Annotated in this window: 20 protein-coding genes; 8 read left to right on the top strand and 12 right to left on the bottom strand. The window is 70.5% G+C overall.

What is annotated here, in order from left to right; all coding sequences use genetic code 11:
• Positions 1-329: 329 nt before the first annotated feature.
• On the bottom strand, positions 330-1,232 hold the full coding sequence (locus tag ACZ9QC_RS22875; protein ID WP_472914823.1) for a class I SAM-dependent methyltransferase: 903 nt from the start codon (positions 1,230-1,232) through the stop codon (positions 330-332).
• A 286-nt stretch (positions 1,233-1,518) separates the two neighbouring features.
• On the opposite strand from ACZ9QC_RS22875, the gene mshA reads away from it, so the two are divergent.
• Both mshA and ACZ9QC_RS22885 read left to right on the top strand, forming a co-directional pair.
• Entirely contained in the window at positions 1,519-2,859 is a 1,341-nt protein-coding gene (gene mshA, locus ACZ9QC_RS22880) for a D-inositol-3-phosphate glycosyltransferase (RefSeq protein WP_472914824.1), read from the top strand.
• 78 nt (positions 2,860-2,937) lie between these two features.
• Positions 2,938-3,453: a type III secretion system chaperone family protein gene (locus tag ACZ9QC_RS22885; protein ID WP_472914825.1), complete on the top strand. Its 516-nt coding sequence runs from the start codon at positions 2,938-2,940 to the stop codon at positions 3,451-3,453.
• Here the strand turns inward: ACZ9QC_RS22885 and ACZ9QC_RS22890 are convergent.
• The gene (locus ACZ9QC_RS22890; RefSeq protein WP_472914826.1) at positions 3,398-4,258 is read right to left on the bottom strand and encodes a helix-turn-helix transcriptional regulator; all 861 of its coding nucleotides are present in this window, start codon (positions 4,256-4,258) and stop codon (positions 3,398-3,400) included. The two genes, ACZ9QC_RS22885 and ACZ9QC_RS22890, sit on opposite strands and share 56 nt — an antisense overlap.
• Before the next feature lie 121 nt (positions 4,259-4,379).
• On the opposite strand from ACZ9QC_RS22890, the gene ACZ9QC_RS22895 reads away from it, so the two are divergent.
• Positions 4,380-4,844, top strand: a complete 465-nt coding sequence (locus ACZ9QC_RS22895) for a DUF2000 family protein (RefSeq protein ID WP_472921767.1) — start codon at positions 4,380-4,382, stop codon at positions 4,842-4,844.
• A 17-nt stretch (positions 4,845-4,861) separates the two neighbouring features.
• Here ACZ9QC_RS22895 and ACZ9QC_RS22900 read toward each other — a convergent pair whose 3' ends face one another.
• A complete protein-coding gene (locus tag ACZ9QC_RS22900) occupies positions 4,862-6,286 on the bottom strand; it encodes an MDR family MFS transporter (RefSeq protein ID WP_472914827.1) in 1,425 nt (474 codons plus the stop codon).
• 255 nt (positions 6,287-6,541) lie between these two features.
• On the opposite strand from ACZ9QC_RS22900, the gene ACZ9QC_RS22905 reads away from it, so the two are divergent.
• Positions 6,542-7,303: a phosphoglyceromutase gene (locus tag ACZ9QC_RS22905; protein WP_184892423.1), complete on the top strand. Its 762-nt coding sequence runs from the start codon at positions 6,542-6,544 to the stop codon at positions 7,301-7,303.
• Positions 7,304-7,541: 238 nt separating this feature from the next.
• Here the strand turns inward: ACZ9QC_RS22905 and ACZ9QC_RS22910 are convergent, their stop codons facing one another.
• Both ACZ9QC_RS22910 and ACZ9QC_RS22915 read right to left on the bottom strand, forming a co-directional pair.
• Positions 7,542-8,120 (bottom strand): TetR/AcrR family transcriptional regulator, encoded by a 579-nt coding sequence (locus ACZ9QC_RS22910; protein WP_472914828.1) that lies wholly within the window; start codon positions 8,118-8,120, stop codon positions 7,542-7,544.
• 77 nt (positions 8,121-8,197) lie between these two features.
• Positions 8,198-9,088, bottom strand: a complete 891-nt coding sequence (locus ACZ9QC_RS22915; RefSeq protein WP_472914829.1) for an SDR family NAD(P)-dependent oxidoreductase — start codon at positions 9,086-9,088, stop codon at positions 8,198-8,200.
• Between the two features lie 580 nt (positions 9,089-9,668).
• Between ACZ9QC_RS22915 and ACZ9QC_RS22920 the strand changes: the two genes are divergently transcribed.
• A complete protein-coding gene (locus ACZ9QC_RS22920) occupies positions 9,669-9,995 on the top strand; it encodes a GYD domain-containing protein (RefSeq protein ID WP_472914830.1) in 327 nt (108 codons plus the stop codon).
• 311 nt (positions 9,996-10,306) lie between these two features.
• Here ACZ9QC_RS22920 and ACZ9QC_RS22925 read toward each other — a convergent pair whose 3' ends face one another.
• The 5 genes from ACZ9QC_RS22925 to phoU all read right to left on the bottom strand — a co-directional run bounded on the left by ACZ9QC_RS22925 (position 10,307) and on the right by phoU (position 12,384).
• Entirely contained in the window at positions 10,307-10,606 is a 300-nt protein-coding gene (locus tag ACZ9QC_RS22925) for a hypothetical protein (protein ID WP_472914831.1), read from the bottom strand.
• A gap of 144 nt (positions 10,607-10,750) precedes the next feature.
• Positions 10,751-10,999, bottom strand: coding sequence for an SCO4226 family nickel-binding protein (locus ACZ9QC_RS22930; RefSeq protein ID WP_215456399.1), 249 nt, complete (start codon positions 10,997-10,999; stop codon positions 10,751-10,753).
• A 53-nt stretch (positions 11,000-11,052) separates the two neighbouring features.
• Entirely contained in the window at positions 11,053-11,202 is a 150-nt protein-coding gene (locus ACZ9QC_RS22935; RefSeq protein WP_472914832.1) for a hypothetical protein, read from the bottom strand.
• Between the two features lie 56 nt (positions 11,203-11,258).
• Positions 11,259-11,420 carry a hypothetical protein gene (locus tag ACZ9QC_RS22940; RefSeq protein ID WP_467339288.1) on the bottom strand — a complete coding sequence of 54 codons (162 nt, stop codon included), beginning with the start codon at positions 11,418-11,420 and terminating at the stop codon, positions 11,259-11,261.
• A gap of 265 nt (positions 11,421-11,685) precedes the next feature.
• On the bottom strand, positions 11,686-12,384 hold the full coding sequence (gene phoU / locus ACZ9QC_RS22945; protein ID WP_220647984.1) for a phosphate signaling complex protein PhoU: 699 nt from the start codon (positions 12,382-12,384) through the stop codon (positions 11,686-11,688).
• Positions 12,385-12,683: 299 nt separating this feature from the next.
• Here phoU and phoR point away from each other — a divergent pair, with 299 nt between their 5' ends.
• Both phoR and phoP read left to right on the top strand, forming a co-directional pair.
• Positions 12,684-13,949: a two-component system sensor histidine kinase PhoR gene (gene phoR / locus ACZ9QC_RS22950; RefSeq protein WP_472914833.1), complete on the top strand. Its 1,266-nt coding sequence runs from the start codon at positions 12,684-12,686 to the stop codon at positions 13,947-13,949.
• A gap of 5 nt (positions 13,950-13,954) precedes the next feature.
• The gene (phoP, locus tag ACZ9QC_RS22955; RefSeq protein WP_010985401.1) at positions 13,955-14,626 is read left to right on the top strand and encodes a two-component system response regulator PhoP; all 672 of its coding nucleotides are present in this window, start codon (positions 13,955-13,957) and stop codon (positions 14,624-14,626) included.
• A 159-nt stretch (positions 14,627-14,785) separates the two neighbouring features.
• On the opposite strand, the gene ACZ9QC_RS22960 is transcribed toward phoP, so the two are convergent.
• Entirely contained in the window at positions 14,786-15,478 is a 693-nt protein-coding gene (locus ACZ9QC_RS22960) for a copper chaperone PCu(A)C domain-containing protein (RefSeq protein WP_472914834.1), read from the bottom strand.
• 107 nt (positions 15,479-15,585) lie between these two features.
• Positions 15,586-15,795 (bottom strand): hypothetical protein, encoded by a 210-nt coding sequence (locus tag ACZ9QC_RS22965; protein ID WP_472914835.1) that lies wholly within the window; start codon positions 15,793-15,795, stop codon positions 15,586-15,588.
• Between the two features lie 301 nt (positions 15,796-16,096).
• On the opposite strand from ACZ9QC_RS22965, the gene ACZ9QC_RS22970 reads away from it, so the two are divergent.
• Positions 16,097-16,579: a CarD family transcriptional regulator gene (locus ACZ9QC_RS22970; RefSeq protein WP_003953493.1), complete on the top strand. Its 483-nt coding sequence runs from the start codon at positions 16,097-16,099 to the stop codon at positions 16,577-16,579.
• The last annotated feature ends 318 nt before the right edge of the window (positions 16,580-16,897 follow it).

Here is a 16,897-nt window from a genome sequence, read left to right on the forward strand (position 1 = left end):
GTGCCCGGGTGATCGTGTCACGGCGTCGCGGAATGCGACAGAGGTGGGCAAGAACTCACTTCTGCCCGCCGCCTCTTCCTCCCTCCCCTGCTCCCACCTGCGTGACACCGTTCCCGTCTGTCCGACGAACGGCCCGAGGCGATCGTTCCCATGCGTCACGAAAATGTTGCTCTCCGTAATCAAGGTGCGGAATGCCGGGCGTGCGGCCACGAGGATGCGCGGAGACGAGGGCGGACGGAGACGAGGGCATGCGGAGGCGACGACGTACGGAGACGAGGACGTACGGAGACGAGGACGTACGGAGGCGAGGAGGCGGACGGGGCTGTCGGCTAATGGCGGGGCCGCGGCGCCAACGCCTCCCACGCCACCGTGACTTCGCCCTGGCGCCAGCGCGAGACCCCGTCCAGTACCGGCCAGTCCGCGCTCAGCGTGCGGATCGTGCGGATCCAACGCTGCCGGGCGCCGTACGAGGCATACGGTGCCGCGGCCGCCCAGGCGCGGTCGAAGTCGCGGAGGAAGGCGTGCACCGGTTCGCCGGGGACGTTGCGGTGGATGAGTGCCTTGGGGAGGCGTTCGGCGAGGTCGGAGGGGCGGTCCAGGGAGCCGAGCCGGGTGGCGAAGGTGACCGTGCGGGGGCCCTCCGGGCCGAGGGCGACCCAGACGTGCCGGCGGCCGATCTCGTCGCAGGTGCCCTCGACGAGCAGACCGCCGGAGCGGTACGAGGCGGTGGGGGAGTGGGGGCTCGCGGCGCGGAGGTCCGTGGTGCGAGGGCCCGGGGTGTGCCATCCGGGAGTGGGATGGGGAGGGCCGGAAGGGGGCGGTGCGGCCGGTTCGAGGCGGGCGCACAGGCGTTCCCAGACAGCGGCGACCTCGTCCTCGTCGTACTGCCGGAGCACGTTCGCCGCCCGGATGAGGGTGGGGCGGCCCGGGACCGGTACCTCGAAGCCGCCGTGCCGGAAGGTCAGGCCCTCGCATGCGTAGGGCTGGGCCGCGGCGACCCTGGCCGGGTCGATCTCGACGCCGACGACCTGGGTGCGGGGTGCCGCCGTGCGGAGGCGGTGGAGCAGTTCGACGGCGGTCCAGGGGGCGGCGCCGTAGCCCAGGTCGACGGCGAGAGGGGTCGTGGCGCGGCGGAGTGCGGCACCGTGCGTCGCCGCGATCCAGCGGTCCATGCGACGCAGCCGGTTGGGGTTGGTGGTGCCACGCGTCACGGTGCCGACTGGTCTTGCCATGAGGTGAGCGTATGTCCGCCTCCCGAACGGGGGGCATGCCCCCACTCCCGGCGGGCCCATGCCGCCTCGCCCCATACCGCCTCGCCCCATACCGCCACGCTCATACCGCCACGCCCCACGCTCCCGCAGCCCTGCACCCCCACGCACTCAGGTACTCGAACGGTTGAGCGAAGCTCAGTAATAATTATGCAAAGAGGAAATGGAACTGCCTCCTCCGATGTTCCCCCTCCCGAGAGGGACCCCACGCCCTCCCGAACGGCATGCCCGGAGCGAGGAGGAACGCCACGTGAGCCACTACGTCAGCAGGCTCGGGCGACGTTCCCCGGCCGGCGCGGGGCGGCTTCGGCTGCACCGCAAGCCGCGCCGGGTCGCGATGCTCTCGGTGCACACGTCACCACTGCACCAGCCCGGCACGGGCGACGCGGGCGGGATGAACGTCTACATCGTGGAGCTGGCGCAGCGGCTGGCCGCCCAGGGCATCGACGTGGAGATCTTCACCCGGGCCACCACCGGCGCCCTGCCCCCCACGGTCGAGCTGGCGCCCGGCGTCCTGGTCCGGCACGTCGACGCGGGCCCGTACGAGGGGCTGGCCAAGGAGGAGCTGCCGGCCCAGCTCTGCGCCTTCACGCACGGCGTGATGCAGGCGTGGGCGGGCCACCGCCCCGGCCACTACGACCTGGTCCACTCGCACTACTGGCTCTCCGGCCACGTCGGCTGGCTCGCCGCCGAGCGCTGGGGTGTCCCCCTGGTGCACGCCATGCACACGATGGCCAAGGTCAAGAACGCCGCGCTCGCCGTCGGCGACACTCCCGAACCCGCCGCACGCGTCATCGGCGAGACCCAGATCGTCCGCGCCGCCGACCGCCTCATAGCGAACACGGCCGAGGAGGCCGACGAACTCGTACGCCACTACGAGGCCGACCCGGCCAAGGTCGCCGTCGTCCACCCGGGCGTCAACCTCGACCGTTTCCGTCCCGCCGACGGCCGCGCCGCGGCCCGGGCCCGCCTCGGTCTGCCCCAGAACGCCCTGATCCCGCTCTTCGCCGGCCGTATCCAGCCCCTGAAGGCCCCGGACGTCCTGCTGCGCGCCGTCGCAGTCCTCCTCGCCGAGCGCCCCGAGCTGCGGTCGAGGATCGTGGTGCCGGTGGTCGGCGGGCCGAGCGGCAGCGGGCTCGCCAAGCCGGAGGGCTTGCAGAAGCTGGCCGCGCGGCTCGGCATCGCCGACGTCGTACGGTTCCGGCCGCCCGTCGGGCAGGAGCAGCTCGCGGACTGGTTCCGGGCGGCGTCCGTGCTGGTCATGCCGTCGTACAGCGAGTCCTTCGGGCTGGTCGCCATCGAGGCGCAGGCGGCCGGTACGCCGGTGCTGGCGGCCTCGGTCGGCGGTCTTCCGGTCGCCGTGCGGGACACGGAGACGGGCTTCCTGGTCCAGGGCCACGATCCCGCCGCGTACGCGCGCGTGCTCCGCGATTTCGCCGACGACCCCGATCTGACCGCCCGCATGGGCGCGACCGCCGCCCGCCACGCCGAGTCCTTCGGCTGGGACACCTCGGCCGCCGCCACCGCGGACGTGTACACGGCGGCCATGCACGACTACCGCCGCCCCCGGGCCAGGGCCCACCACGGGTGAGTCAGTCCCGGGGCCCCCGCCACGGCCCCGCCACGGCTCCGCAGTCCACCCCCTCGTACCGGCGGGTACCCTCGCCCCATGGCTGACGAAGCGTCGATCATCGAGCAGGTCCTCAACGAGGCCGAGCTGGAGTGGGAGAGCCCCGGCCCGGGTTCCTACGTCGTGAAACTCCCCGGCACCCGCAAGCTCTCCACGACCGTCTCGCTGATCGTCGGCCGGCACTCCCTCTCCCTCAACGCCTTCGTGATCCGCCACCCCGACGAGAACGAGGCGGGCGTCCACCGCTGGCTCCTGGAGCGCAACCTCAAGCTGTACGGCGTGAGTTACGCCGTCGACCCGCTCGGCGACATCTACGTCACCGCCCGGCTGCCGCTCGCCGCCGTCACCCCGGAGGGCATCGACGGCCTGCTCGGCCAGGTCCTGGAAGCGGCCGACGGCGCCTTCAACACCCTCCTGGAACTGGGCTTCGCCTCCGCGATCCGCAGGGAGTACGCCTGGCGCGTCTCCCGGGGCGAACCGACCCGCAATCTGGACGCGTTCAGCCATCTGACCCGGGACGTGGCGGGCGACCGTTCCGATAGCGACCAGGGGTGACCCCCACCCACCGCCTGAAGTGCCGCGTCAGGTGCGCCTGGTCGTAGAACCCGGCCACCGCCGCGGCCTCGCCCGGCCGCATCCCCTCCAACAGCAGCCGCCTGGCCCGCTCGACCCGCCGGGACATCAGGTACTGGTGCGGCGCGATCCCGAAGGCCGAGCCGAACGCCCGTACGAGATGCGCGGGGTGGGCCTGGACCGTCCCCGCGGCCTCCTCCAACGTGATCCCGTCCGTGACCCGCTCGTCGAGAAGCTCACGCAGCCGATGCGCGACGGCACGCCCGGCAGGAGCGGTCCCCGCCCCACCCCCCGACGAGGCCGCCGGCCGCAGATGCCCCCGCAACCGCTCCCCGACCAGCGCCAGCCGGCTCTCCGCCTCCAACTCGTCGCCGGGCCGCGCGAGCGCCGCGTGCAACTGCCCCACCCGCCGCCGCAGTACGGGATCCCGCAGGTCCGGCCCGTCCACCGCTGCCCCGACGAGGCTCGCGTCCAGCGCGGCCAGGGGCGCGTCCGGATCCAGGTACAGCACCCGCTTGCGGAAGCCCCGCTCCGTCACCGGCGCGCCGTTGTGCGGCACGAACGGCGGCAACAACGACACCGTGTCGTGGGGTGTCCCGTGCTCATGCCGGTCCAACTCGTAGCGCACGGCCCCGTCGTCCACGATCAACAGCGTCCACACGTCGTGCACATGCATGGGGTAGGCGTACTCGGTGTAGTGCGCGTGGAAGACCTCGACGACACCGGGCACGCGCGGCCGCCAGGCGGTGACGTCACGCCGGGGGGAACCGGGCCGCTGGGTACCCATGCAAAGAACGTACAAGACGGGGTCGCCCGGCGATCGGCAGTCTCATCCCATGAACAGCGATCCCCTCGACGGGCCCTTCGACGAGCCCCTTGACGCGCCCTCCACGCCCTCTGCGACCGCCATGTCCTCCGTGTCCTCTGTGTCGACCGCGACCCCCGCGAGTACGCCGCCGCCCACCCGTTTCGACACCAAGATCGCCGTCCTCCTCCGCGACGACCTCGCGACCTGGCAGCGCCTGAACGTCACGTCCTTCCTGGTCAGCGGCATCGGCCCGGCCATCCCCGAGGTGATCGGCGAGCCGTACGAGGACGCCGACAAGGTGGCCTACCTCCCGATGTTCCGGCAGCCGGTCCTCGTCTTCGAGGCGACGAAGGAGGTCCTGAAGGCGGCGCACGCGCGCGTACTGTCCCGCGCCCTCCCCCGCGCGCTCTTCACGTCCGACCTGTTCACCACCGGCAACGACCACGACAACCGGGCAGCCGTACGGTCCGTCGCGACGGGGGAGCTGGACCTGGTGGGGTTGGCGGTGTACGGCCCGCGCAACGGGGTGGACAAGGTAGTGAAGGGGGCGCGAATGCACCCGTGAGACCGTGCCGGAGGTCCTCAGACCACGTCGGCGACCTCCCCCACGGCGGCTCGCTCGCCGTCCGGCTTCTCACCGCCCCGGTTCTCACCGCCCGGTTTCTGCCCGACCGGCGTCTCACTGCCCGGCTGTCCAGGGACCGGCTGTCCAGGGACCGACTTCCCGGTGACCCGCTCCCCGCCGCCAGGCTGCTCCACCGGTACGGCGGCAGGCGCCCCGGCCCCGGCCCCGGCCTCCGATTCCGGCATCCGGCGCATGAGCGCCCAGTACCCGACCCCCGCCACGGTCCCGATCACCGCGCACAGCCCCCACAACCACTCGGCGCCCCACCGGTCGATGACGACGCCGGACATGAGCGGAGCGACCAGCGCGGCGACAGCCCACGACATCGTGTACATGCCCTGGTAACGGCCACGCCCCTGGACGGGCGAGAGGCGGACGACGACGCCGGTCTGGGTCGGTGCGTTGACGATCTCGGCGAGGGTCCAGACGCACACGGTGAGGGCGAAGACCCCGATCGACCCGGCGAAGGCGGTGAGGCCGAAGCCGTACCCGGCGAGCACGGACGAGACGACGAGGAGCCGCCCGGGATCCCGGTGCTCGATGAACCGGGTGACCGGGATCTGCAGGGCGACGATCAGCACCCCGTTGACGGCGATGGCGAGCCCGTAGTCCGCCGGCGTGAAGCCCGCCGCGCCCATCGCGACCGGCAGCCCCACGGACCCCTGCTGGAAGATCAGCGCGACGAGGAAGGACAGCCCGACGACGCCCATGAACCGCCCGTCGCGGACCACGGTCCCGAGCCCGACCGCGTCCGTGGCGCCGGGCTTCCCCACCGCCGTCCCGCTCTCCGGCCGTGACTCCGGCAGCTTCAGGAAGACGAGGATCGCGCAGGTCAGAGTCATTCCGGCCTCGATCAGGAACCCGGCGCGATAACTGACCTCGGCGATGAAACCGGCGGCCATGGAGGAGACGGCGAAACCGAGGTTGATGGCCCAGTAGTTGAGGGAGAACGCGCGGACGCGGTCCTCGGGCCGGACGATGTCGGCCATCATCGCCTGGACTGCCGGGCGGGACGCGTTGCTGGCGGCACCGACGAGGAAGGCGACGGCGGCGATCGCGACGGGGTCCTGGACGAAGCCGAGGAGCGCGACGGACAGGGCCGTCGCGACCTGTGCGACAAGCAGGGTGGGCCGCCTCCCGAGCCGGTCGGCCATGACCCCGCCGCCGAGTGACGAGACGACGCCGCCGAGCCCGTGCAGCGAGGCGACGAGTCCGGCGTACGAGGCGGAGTACCCGCGGTCCAGTGTCAGGTACAGCGCCATGAAGGTCGCGACGAAGGCGCCGAGGCGGTTCACCAGGGTGCTGGTCCACAGCCACCAGAACTCGCGGGGAAGCCCTGACACCGTTTCCCGGACAGCACGTCTGGCGGCGACGAGTGGCATGCGGTTCCCCCACGGGCGTAAGCGGCTAAAGCGGTGAACACAACTTACGAACGCGAACGAGAGACGAGCCACCCAATTAACAACCGCAGTCAACTGTCGAGGGCGCACGCTGAAGGGGAAGGGGAAGGGGAAGGGGACGCGGACCGGACAGACCGGCACCCGGCCTCCCCACGTGTGGAGCCTGTCGGCCTGTCGGCCTGTCCGCCTGTCGGCCACCCGTGTGGTGCTTCCCGGCCGTCGATTACGCTCGGGGCCATGGCCGACGCACCGTACAAGCTGATCCTCCTCCGCCACGGCGAGAGCGAGTGGAACGAGAAGAACCTGTTCACCGGCTGGGTGGACGTCAACCTCACTCCGAAGGGCGAGAAGGAGGCGACGCGCGGCGGTGAGCTGCTGAAGGACGCCGGTCTGCTCCCGGACGTGCTGCACACCTCCCTCCAGCGACGCGCCATCCGCACCGCGCAGCTGGCCCTCGAGTCCGCCGACCGCCACTGGATCCCGGTCCACCGCAGCTGGCGCCTGAACGAGCGCCACTACGGCGCCCTCCAGGGCAAGGACAAGGCGCAGACCCTGGCCGAGTTCGGCGAGGAGCAGTTCATGCTGTGGCGCCGCTCGTACGACACCCCGCCGCCGCCGCTCGCGGACGACTCGGAGTTCTCCCAGGCGTCGGACGCGCGCTACGCGACCATCCCGCCGGAGCTGCGCCCCCGCACGGAGTGCCTGAAGGACGTCGTCACCCGCATGCTGCCGTACTGGTACGACGGCATCGTCCCCGACCTCCTGGCCGGCCGCACGGTCCTCGTCGCCGCCCACGGCAACAGCCTCCGCGCCCTGGTCAAGCACCTCGACGGCATCTCGGACGCCGACATCGCGGGCCTCAACATCCCGACCGGCATCCCCCTCGCCTACGAACTCGACGCCGACTTCAAGCCCCTGAACCCCGGCGGCACCTACCTCGACCCGGAAGCGGCAGCAGCCGCGATCGAGGCAGTCAAGAACCAGGGCAAGAAGAAGTAGAGTTGGTGATCATGCCCCCGACCTGCGCGAACGGCGCGGGGCGGGGGCATTTTCACGGCCTGGGCCCACTGTGGGCCCTCAGTGCCGGTGATCAGTCCTGCCGCAGGGCTCGCGTGGTCAGGACTCCCCAGGGGGATCGCGATCGTGCACATGCACCGACACGCCTCCGGTCGTGGTCGATCTTGAGTCGCTGGGCGGTTGCGCCTGGAGGCCGCCGATGCGCGGTGGGGCGTGTCGCTTACGCGCTCGTTGGTGTCGTGCGCATGCCTTCGAGGAAGGCGGCGAGGTAGCGGTGTGCGGCGTCGGCCCGGTCGGCGGGGGTGCCGCCGTGGACGCTCACGGCGTGGGCGATGCCGCACATGAGCGGGACGAGGTCGGCGGCGGTGAGGTCGGGGCGGACTGCTCCGGCGTCGCGTGCCCGGGCGAGGAGGGTGGCGCCGGCCGACGCCAGTGACTCCTTGAGTTCCGTGGTGCGCGGCATGGCGTCCGTGGCCGCGGCGGCGACGGGGGGCAGGGCGGCGTCGGTGACCTGCGCCTCGACGGTGTGGAAGAGGAAGCCCCTCAGGCTGCGCCAGGGGTCGGCATCGGTGAGCGCCTGCTGGCCGTGGGCGGCCAGGGCCTCCAGGCATGGGGCGGCGACGGTCTCCAGCAGCGCCTCGGGCGTGGCGAAGTGCCGGTAGACGGTGCCGACCCCGAGCCCGGCCCTGCGTGCGACGTCGTTGAGCTGCAGTGGTGTGCCCTCGTCGACCAGGTCGCGGGCGACGGAGACGATCCGCTGCCAGTTGCGGGCCGCGTCCTTGCGTAGAGGCGTCGTCATGAGGCCATGCTAATCGGATGGTTCATCCGGATAGTTCCATCGCCCGCCCCGTGGCCGCACCGCCGTGTGTATGACGCTCAGGTGAGTACGAGCGGTGCGTGCCGTTCGCTGAGTCGGCGTACGGCTTCGGCGACGCGGGGGTCGGCCGCCGCGCGGTGTGGGGCGACGGGGTGTGCCTGGGCGCCGATGACGATGCCGGTTCGGCCCGTCAGTGTGCCGTCGGTGGCGGCCATGATGGAGGGCCTGGCTGCCGCGGATGCCGGACCGGAGGTCGAGCGTTCGAATGTGCGGCGCACCAGGGGCCACAGCAGCCGCAGGGCGGGTGAGACGATCTTCGGATCGGTCATGGTGCCGTTGGTCATGTCGGTCGCGGCCCCTCCGGGATCGGCAGCGAAGACCGAGACGCCGGTGCCGTCCAGCCGGGCTGCCAGGTCCAAGGTGTAGGCCAGGTTGGCGAGCTTGGCGCGACCGTACCAGTGGAAGCCGTAGTAGCCGCCCGGCGGCTCGATGGCGTCGAACACTCGCTTGGCCAGGGTGACTGCGCCCGACGTCACGTTCACGATCCTGCTCGGCGCACCGGCCGTGAGTGTGGGCAGCAGCAGTTCGGTCAGCAGGTAGGGCGAGAGGTGGTTGACGGCGAACGACGCCTCGACACCGCCCCGGGTCTGGCGCTCGGCGAACATCGCCCCGACGTTGTTGACCAGCACCGTCAGCGGTTCCCCCGAGGCGGCGTGGTCGACCGAGATCCTACGGGCGAGCGCACGCACCTGGTCGAGCGAGGCGAGGTCCGCGGACAGGAAGCGGGCCGGGTGCACTGGGCCCGTCGCGTTGATCCGCTCGACGGCCATGGCTCCGCGTTCGGCGTCGCGCCCGATCACTGTGACCGCGAACCCGGCGACGGTCAGCCCCAGCGCCGTCTCCAGGCCGATGCCCCCTGTTCCGGCCGTGACCACTGCTGTCTTCTTCATGCGCTCCTCCACCCCGGCAGCCAATCGGATAGATCATCCACTTAATCCCGGACGGTAGCACACATGCGGATTAACTATCCGGTTGAGGCTTCGGTGCAGCGGCGGTCCGCCCGCCGACAGGAGGCAGGCGGATGCCCGGGGAATTGCGTGACGTTTGCCCTGGGCTTTGGTGTCGAGGGCCCCTGACTGTCAGAAGGCGTCAGACGGTCGTCAGGGCTGGGTGAGACCGCCGGGTGCGATGCCCTGGAGGCACGCCGCCGACATGGCGCGCGACGGACGAGGGTGGCGTCCGAAAGACGCGCGGCGGTAGGCCGCTCCTTCACGGCCGCCGTCCGGCCTGCGTAGGGGTGGCCGAGGGAGACGGTCTGGCGGCAGACCATGACCGGGCCCACCGTGCCCACCGTGGTCACCCGCCGCTGCACGCGGACCGGCTCCACCCGGGGCCGGGGCCGGGGCGGCGGGTCCGCGGGTCGCGGGCCATGCCGGGCATCACCCCGGCCGTTCGGGGGATACGCGGATGACCTCGGAGGCGTGTCCCATCCCGCAGGGGCATGCCTAGCCGGGACGAAAGGGAGACAGGATGCCGCTCTATCTATCGAGGTTCAGCTACACGCCGGAGACCTGGGCGAGACTCATCGGCCACCCCGAGGACCGCGCAAAGGCCGCTCAGTCGTACATCGAGTCCGTCGGCGGCAAGCTCCACGGCTTCTGGTACGCGTTCGGCACCCGCGACGGCTACAACCTGTGGGAGGCCCCGGACAACGTCTCCATGGCCGCGGTCGCCCTGGCGATCAGCGGAGGCGGCGCGCTCAACTCGTTCGAGACGACCGTTCTCCTGACCGTCGACGAAACCATGGATGCCCTGCGCAAAGCCGGGCAAATTCAGTACCGGGCTCCCGGCGCGTAGCGGTCCCGGCAGCCGGCGACCGACGGGTTCAGGAATCGAGACGGCAGCGAGGTACGGCACCCACAGCAACTGTCCGCGCCAACAGCGGCCGTTGAAGGCCGCTAGAGCTACGGATCAGAAGGTGCATGGGCCCCATCCGTGCCCCATCCGTGCCCCACCCGTGCCCGATCCAGCGGGAAGCCGCGGGGAGCCACGGTGTCGAGCGGAAACGCGCACGACGACGCCCCTGACCGAGGGATGGCCGATGACGACCCCTTACCCGCACCTTCTTCGCAGGTAAGGGGCCCATTGTCGTCGTGGAGCGTGTCGGGTTACGCCGCTCCGGCGATCGTCGGTGCGACGAAGCGGCGGTGGAGGGGGCTGAAGGTGGTGTGAGGGGTGCCCTCCAGGCCCGCTTTTTCGAGTACGGGGGCCAGGCGCTCGGCGAAGAACGCTTCGAAGGCCTGCTGGGACTCCCACACGTCGACGACATGCATCCCCTGGTCGTCGAACCAGGCCACGTGGATCTGACCCCCGGCCGCCGGTACCCCCTCCCAGTCGACCGCGTCCCGCACGGTGTCGTACTGCTCCGGGGTCACCTCTGGCCAGTGCATCGACATCACTACGGACATGTGCAGAACCCCCTTGTTCCCGCCGGTTCCGGCATGGGGATGGTTCCACCTGGCGAGCGTCGTGGGACAGGGCGCGCGGAGGCGAACGCCGCTGACCCAGCGCTTGCGCGCGCTCGTTGCGCCGGCTCGTCCGCGCCGTACCGCCTAGATCATCAGGGGAACCGGGTGGATCTCGTCCGCCTTGTGGCCCGCGCGTTCGTGGATGCGCTGGACCGCGTCGGCGGACGGGGCCTCGGAGAGGCAGTACACCGTGCCCGACGTGGGGTCGGCCCAGGCACGTTCGAAGTGGACGTTCTCGTCCTTCTCGATGTCGAGGTCGGCCTTGTGCGCGGCACGCAGCTGGTCCTCCGTGATGCCCTTCATGTTGTGGTGGACGTCCATGAACTTGGTCATCACCCGCACCTCCTCAGTGCCCAGTGCCTTGTGCCCTGTGCTCCCTCCCCTCCTTATGCTGCGCCCCTGCGGCCGTACGGGCGACTTCGCAGCCGCAGCCGCAGCCGCAGCCGCAGCCGAAACGCCGACACCGACACCGACACCGACACCGACACCGACACCGATGCCGAGCCGACGCCGGACATGAGGAAGGGGCCCGTCATGAGAGACAGGCCCCTTCACTCGCGCACCGCGCAGACGCGCCTGCGGCTGGTCGGTGTCAGCCGCACTGGCACGGGTTGCCGGACTGGCACCCGCACCCGCAGCCGGACCCGCAGCCGCAGGCACCGAAGAGAGGCAGGATCTTGCGGTCGACGGGCTGGTGGGTGTCCCGGACCTGTGTCGGGTCCGGCGTGCTGGGGCTGGCGGGGGATTCGGCCATGGTCCCTCCTCGAAGGGATGGAAGGCGAAGCACGGAAGGCGAAGCACGGAAGACAAGGAAGCGCAGGGAACGGGTCCTTCTTGCCTGCCCCTTGCCTGCCCCATTCCAAGCCAGTTCAGCCGGGCGCATCAACGGCGCACAGAGGCGTCCACACGCCCTGCCCGGCCTTCGCGCGCCGGAGCCCCGCTACGGCGGCCCCGGCGCACCCAATGCTCTCGGCGGCCTCCGCCTGCGCCTACGCCGCCATCGCCACCCCCGCCGCCCCTTACGCTCCCTCCACCCCCGCGACCGGCTGCACCGGCTGGATGTCCGCCTGAAGTTCGTCCGCGTGTTCGCCCGTCACCAGGTAGACCACCCGCTTCGCGACCGACACCGCGTGGTCGGCGAAGCGCTCGTAGTAGCGGCCGAGGAGGGTGACGTCGACGGCGGTCTCGATGCCGTGCTTCCAGCGGTCGTCCATGAGGTGCTGGAAGAGCGTGCGGTGGAGCAGGTCCATCGCGTCGTCGTCGCTCTCCAGCTGGAGCGCCAGGTCGACGTCCTTGGTGATGATGACCTCGGCGGCCTTCGCCATCAGCCGCTGCGCGAGCTGGCCCATCTCCAGGATCGTGGCGTGCAGGTCGCGCGGGACCGTGTGCTCGGGGAAGCGCAGCCGGGTCAGCTTGGCCACGTGCTGGGCGAGGTCGCCCGAGCGCTCCAGGTCGGCCGACATCCGCAGCGACGTCACGACGATACGGAGATCCGTCGCCACCGGCTGCTGCCGGGCGAGCAGGGCTATCGCGCGGGCCTCCAGGTCGTGCTGGAGGTCGTCGACCTTCTTGTCGGCCTCGATCACGCTCTCGGCCAGCTTCAGGTCGGCGTCGAGCATCGCCGTCGTGGCGCGACCGATCGCCGACCCCACCAGTCGGGCCATCTCGACCAGGCCCTCACCGATCGAGTCAAGTTCCTCGTGGTACGCGTCCCGCATCAGGGTGTCCCTCTCTTACGTACGTCTGCTCGTGGGTAACCAGGAAAGCCGTTCCGGAAGCCGACCCGCCAGGCCGGGCCGGTACGGTCGTACCCCGACCACCGCGTGGAACGGAGACGGCGAACGGTGACCGGGGGCCCCGGACGATTCCCACGCTCCCACGTTCCGGCCCTTACGCGTCCGTTTCCGCCACCCCAAATGAACCAATACTGGCTCCAAGGTGAACTCTGGGCGACGAGTGTTCGAGGTCGCCCTCCGATCGCTGTGGGGATGTCCGACCTCGTGCCTAACCTGGATGCATGGACGTGAACGCGGCGGTCGCCGCAGCGGCAGCGATCGCCGGAGTGCTCACCGGCGTCATCGCCATGCTGGCGTTCCGTGTCAGCGAGCGCGAGCAGAAGCGTCCGACCCGAACCTCCCTGCACACCGACCCGGTGCTGCCGCCCGGCGTCGACACCGTGCTGTCCGTGCTCCGCTCCTCCGCCGTCGTGCTCGACGAGTCGGACGCCGTCGTCAAGGCCAGCTCCGCCGCGTACGCCCTCGGGCTGGTGCGGGGCGGCAAGCTCTCCATCGAGCCGATGCTCAAGATGGCCCGCGACACCCGCCGTGACGGCGAGATACGGCAGGTCGAGCTGGACCTGCCCCGGCGCGGCACGGGTCGCGGCGAGGCCCTCGCCGTCTCCGCGCGCGTCGCGCCGCTCGGCTCACGGCTCGTACTGCTCCTGGTCGAGGACCTCACCGAGGCCCGCCGGATAGAGGCCGTGCGGCGGGACTTCGTCGCGAACGTCAGCCATGAGCTGAAGACTCCCGTCGGCGCGCTCTCCCTGCTCTCCGAGGCCGTCATGGGGGCCTCGGACGACCCCGAGGCGGTGGAACGCTTCGCCGGGCGCATGCAGATCGAGGCCACCCGGCTCACCAACCTCGTGCAGGAACTGATCGACCTCTCCCGGGTGCAGAACGACGACCCGCTGGAGGACGCCGAGCCCGTTCGGGTGGACGAGCTGGTCGCCGAAGCTGTCGACCGCTGCCGCCACCAGGCCGGCACCAAGCAGATCACCATGGCCGCCGGCGGCACCGCGGAGCTGCGCGTCTGGGGCAACCGTGGTCAGCTGGCCGCCGCCCTCGGCAACCTCGTGGAGAACGCCGTCAACTACTCCCCGGCCCGCACCCGCGTCGGCATAGCCGCACGCCGGGTGACCGCCCCCGGTGGGGACCACATCGAGATCGCCGTGACCGACCAGGGCATCGGCATCTCGGACAAGGACAAGGAGCGCATCTTCGAGCGCTTCTACCGCGTGGACCCGGCCCGCTCCCGCCAGACCGGCGGTACGGGCCTCGGTCTCGCGATCGTCAAGCACGTGGCCGCCTCGCACGGCGGGGAGGTCACGGTGTGGAGCTCGGAAGGACAGGGCTCCACGTTCACGCTCAGGCTGCCGGAGGCGGGCGCGTCCCGTGACCGCGTGGCCCAGCACCCGGACCTCGACGACGAGGACGGACAGCCTCACACCGACAGATCCCCGTACGAACCGTACGGACCGCTTCCCGCCCCGGAGGTCCTTCCGTGACCCGAGTGCTCGTCGTCGAGGACGAGGAGTCCTTCTCCGACGCCCTGTCCTACATGCTCCGCAAGGAGGGCTTCGAGGTCGCCATCGCGACCACCGGGCCCGACGGTCTCGACGAGTTCGAGCGCAATGGAGCCGACCTCGTCCTGCTCGACCTGATGCTGCCCGGACTGCCGGGCACCGAGGTCTGCCGTCAGCTGCGCGGCCGTTCCAATGTCCCGGTGATCATGGTGACCGCCAAGGACAGCGAGATCGACAAGGTCGTGGGCCTGGAAATAGGAGCCGATGACTATGTCACCAAGCCCTTCTCCTCCCGCGAGCTCGTCGCCCGCATCCGGGCCGTACTGCGCCGCCGCGGCGAGCCCGAGGAGGTCACCCCGGCCGCGCTGGAGGCCGGTCCCGTCCGGATGGACGTCGACCGTCACGTGGTCACTGTCTCGGGCTCCAAGGTCGACCTCCCCCTCAAGGAGTTCGACCTGCTCGAAATGCTGCTGCGGAACGCGGGCCGAGTCCTGACCCGTATGCAGCTCATCGACCGCGTCTGGGGCGCCGACTACGTGGGCGACACCAAGACCCTCGACGTCCACGTCAAGCGCCTGCGCGCCAAGATCGAGCCGGACCCCGGTGCGCCGCGGTACCTGGTGACGGTGCGGGGGCTGGGGTACAAGTTCGAGCCGTAGGCCGAGGGACGGCCGAGGGACGCGCGCAAGGAAACCTACGGACAGCACGTACGCCGAACGGACACACGTACGCCGAAGGGCGGCACGCCCTCCAGGGGTGCCGCCCTTCGGCGTACGTACTCGGGGTGACCCCCGGCGGCCTCAGTGGCTCCAGTGGCCTCAGTGGCCCGTGGTCTCCTCGGCGGCCGAGGTGGACGACGAGGCCGTCGAACCGGCGGCGGTGCCCTCCTCGGCGGCCGTGCCGTCCGCGGACGGCGAGCCCGTGCCCTCAGGGGACGGGGAGCCGGTGGTCTCCTCCGACGGGGAGGCGCTGGTGACGGGGGCCTCGGGGATGTCCGACGGGCCCCACTTCTCGAAGTAGTGCTCGGCGGGGACCACGAAGGCGCGCAGGGCGACCTGGCCGGTCTCGCTGAACTCGAAGGTGACCTTCTGGGCGTTGCCGTCCTTGACCGCGTCGGTGACCTCCGACAGGACGGCGGAGGCGTTGCCCTCGCCGCCCAGGACCACGGAGCCGCCGGCCGGGACGACGACCTTGCCGCCCTTGCCCTTGCCCTTCGCCGGGGTGAGCTCGACGGTGCCGGCGCCCTCGACGGTGACGGAGTCCAGCGTCTGGTCGGTCGAGGCGGCGTTGAAGAGCGTCGCGGAGACGACGGCGGGGCCCTTGGTCTCGGTGCCGGGCTGGGTGACCACGATGGCGTTCTGGATCTTGATGTCGCCGACGCTGGTGGCGGCGTTGTCCGGCTTGATCTCCAGCGTCTGGGCGTTGTTGCCGGCGGCGCACGCGGCGAGTGAGGCGATCGAGAACGCGATGGCGGCGGCGGCGAGGGCGCCGCGTCGAAGGCTGCTGCTCACGGCGGCGGCAACTCCTAGAACGTGGGCGGTACGTGGTCTGTAGCGGCCTTAGGTTACCGAGCCGTCCCGTCGCCGCCGCACCCGACCCTCCCCAAGTCCCCGACATGTCACCGGAAGCAATTGACGGACACGTCACGGCCGTCCCGGTCGGCATTCGTAAAACCACCCTCGATCTCGTCGGCGCCGCGTCCTGGAAATCCGACCGGGAATGCGTGCCGCCACGAAAAATCGATCAACTGCCAGAACACCGCCGGAACGTGCAAGAACACGATCCGGTAACGGCGGAAGAGGGGCCGTGGATCGAACTCCTTGATCAATTCCGGATTCGTCTCGTACCCGACTCCACGCACCGAACGGAGTAGCGGAAGTCGCACATCTGGAGTCGGACAAAGCGGGACGTTAGGATGCTCCCGGCGTCCTCCGGATGCGTGTAACGTACGCGTTTCACTCCACCCGGAGAGCCGCTCCCACCTGCGAATACCCTCTTCCGTTCGGGTCCCGCAGCACGTTCCTGTTGCAGTTGTCAAGCCCCGAGATATGCCCTGACCTGCGAAAACGCCATTCAGAACCCGCCGTATCCGTGTTACCCTGGATAGCCACGGAAGGGGTACCTGTCACATGACGTTCAAGGTTGGCGACACCGTGGTCTATCCCCATCACGGGGCCGCGCTGATCGAGGCCATCGAAACTCGCCAGATCAAAGGCGTGGACAAGACCTACTTGGTGCTCAAGGTCGCTCAGGGCGACCTGACGGTGCGTGTGCCAGCGGACAATGCGGAGTTCGTCGGCGTACGTGATGTGGTCGGTCAGGACGGCCTGGACCGGGTCTTCGAGGTGCTGCGCGCGCCGTATGCCGAGGAGCCCACGAACTGGTCGCGTCGCTACAAGGCAAACCTGGAGAAGCTTGCCTCCGGCGATGTCATCAAGGTCGCGGAAGTCGTGCGTGACCTGTGGCGTCGTGAGCGCGAGCGCGGACTGTCCGCCGGTGAGAAGCGCATGCTCGCCAAGGCCCGCCAGATCCTGGTGAGCGAGCTCGCCCTCGCGGAGAACACCAACGAGGACAAGGCCGAGGCCCTGCTCGACGAGGTCCTCGCGTCCTGAACTGACTGCGTTACCGAAATGACCTGAGGCAGGCAGCCAGCCCGCTCAGTCGTTCAGTGCAGCAGCACATCGAAATGCCGCGGTGCCCGATGACGTATGTGATGTCGCCGGGCGCTGCGGCATGTTCGTACCCGGATGCCGTACGCCTGAAGAGATCCCTGATACTTGGCGATACTTGGCGTGCCCCGGTGCTCATGAGTACGCCGTACTCGTACTTGGCGTGCCGGGCCCGGGCAGCTGGCTCGACCAGATGTCACGGAAGGGTCCGGTCAAGGTGTCGCGCCCGGCACGCTGTGGCCATACCCACGTAGGCCGAGC

Source organism: Streptomyces sp. HUAS MS02, from assembly GCF_055702265.1.

What these genes read in the sequence shown, in the direction of transcription:
- ACZ9QC_RS22915 (WP_472914829.1), bottom strand. Translation starts at nt 9,088, where the DNA reads ATGAAGAAGACAGCAGTGGTCACGGCCGGAACAGGGGGCATCGGCCTG.
- ACZ9QC_RS22895 (WP_472921767.1), top strand. Translation starts at nt 4,380, where the DNA reads ATGTCCTCCGTGTCCTCTGTGTCGACCGCGACCCCCGCGAGTACGCCG.
- ACZ9QC_RS22970 (WP_003953493.1), top strand. Translation starts at nt 16,097, where the DNA reads ATGACGTTCAAGGTTGGCGACACCGTGGTCTATCCCCATCACGGGGCC.
- ACZ9QC_RS22885 (WP_472914825.1), top strand. Translation starts at nt 2,938, where the DNA reads ATGGCTGACGAAGCGTCGATCATCGAGCAGGTCCTCAACGAGGCCGAG.
- ACZ9QC_RS22875 (WP_472914823.1), bottom strand. Translation starts at nt 1,232, where the DNA reads ATGGCAAGACCAGTCGGCACCGTGACGCGTGGCACCACCAACCCCAAC.
- ACZ9QC_RS22890 (WP_472914826.1), bottom strand. Translation starts at nt 4,258, where the DNA reads ATGGGTACCCAGCGGCCCGGTTCCCCCCGGCGTGACGTCACCGCCTGG.
- ACZ9QC_RS22940 (WP_467339288.1), bottom strand. Translation starts at nt 11,420, where the DNA reads ATGGCCGAATCCCCCGCCAGCCCCAGCACGCCGGACCCGACACAGGTC.
- phoU (WP_220647984.1), bottom strand. Translation starts at nt 12,384, where the DNA reads ATGCGGGACGCGTACCACGAGGAACTTGACTCGATCGGTGAGGGCCTG.
- ACZ9QC_RS22910 (WP_472914828.1), bottom strand. Translation starts at nt 8,120, where the DNA reads ATGACGACGCCTCTACGCAAGGACGCGGCCCGCAACTGGCAGCGGATC.
- ACZ9QC_RS22920 (WP_472914830.1), top strand. Translation starts at nt 9,669, where the DNA reads ATGCCGCTCTATCTATCGAGGTTCAGCTACACGCCGGAGACCTGGGCG.
- phoR (WP_472914833.1), top strand. Translation starts at nt 12,684, where the DNA reads ATGGACGTGAACGCGGCGGTCGCCGCAGCGGCAGCGATCGCCGGAGTG.
- ACZ9QC_RS22930 (WP_215456399.1), bottom strand. Translation starts at nt 10,999, where the DNA reads ATGACCAAGTTCATGGACGTCCACCACAACATGAAGGGCATCACGGAG.
- ACZ9QC_RS22935 (WP_472914832.1), bottom strand. Translation starts at nt 11,202, where the DNA reads ATGACGGGCCCCTTCCTCATGTCCGGCGTCGGCTCGGCATCGGTGTCG.
- ACZ9QC_RS22900 (WP_472914827.1), bottom strand. Translation starts at nt 6,286, where the DNA reads ATGCCACTCGTCGCCGCCAGACGTGCTGTCCGGGAAACGGTGTCAGGG.
- ACZ9QC_RS22925 (WP_472914831.1), bottom strand. Translation starts at nt 10,606, where the DNA reads ATGTCCGTAGTGATGTCGATGCACTGGCCAGAGGTGACCCCGGAGCAG.
- ACZ9QC_RS22905 (WP_184892423.1), top strand. Translation starts at nt 6,542, where the DNA reads ATGGCCGACGCACCGTACAAGCTGATCCTCCTCCGCCACGGCGAGAGC.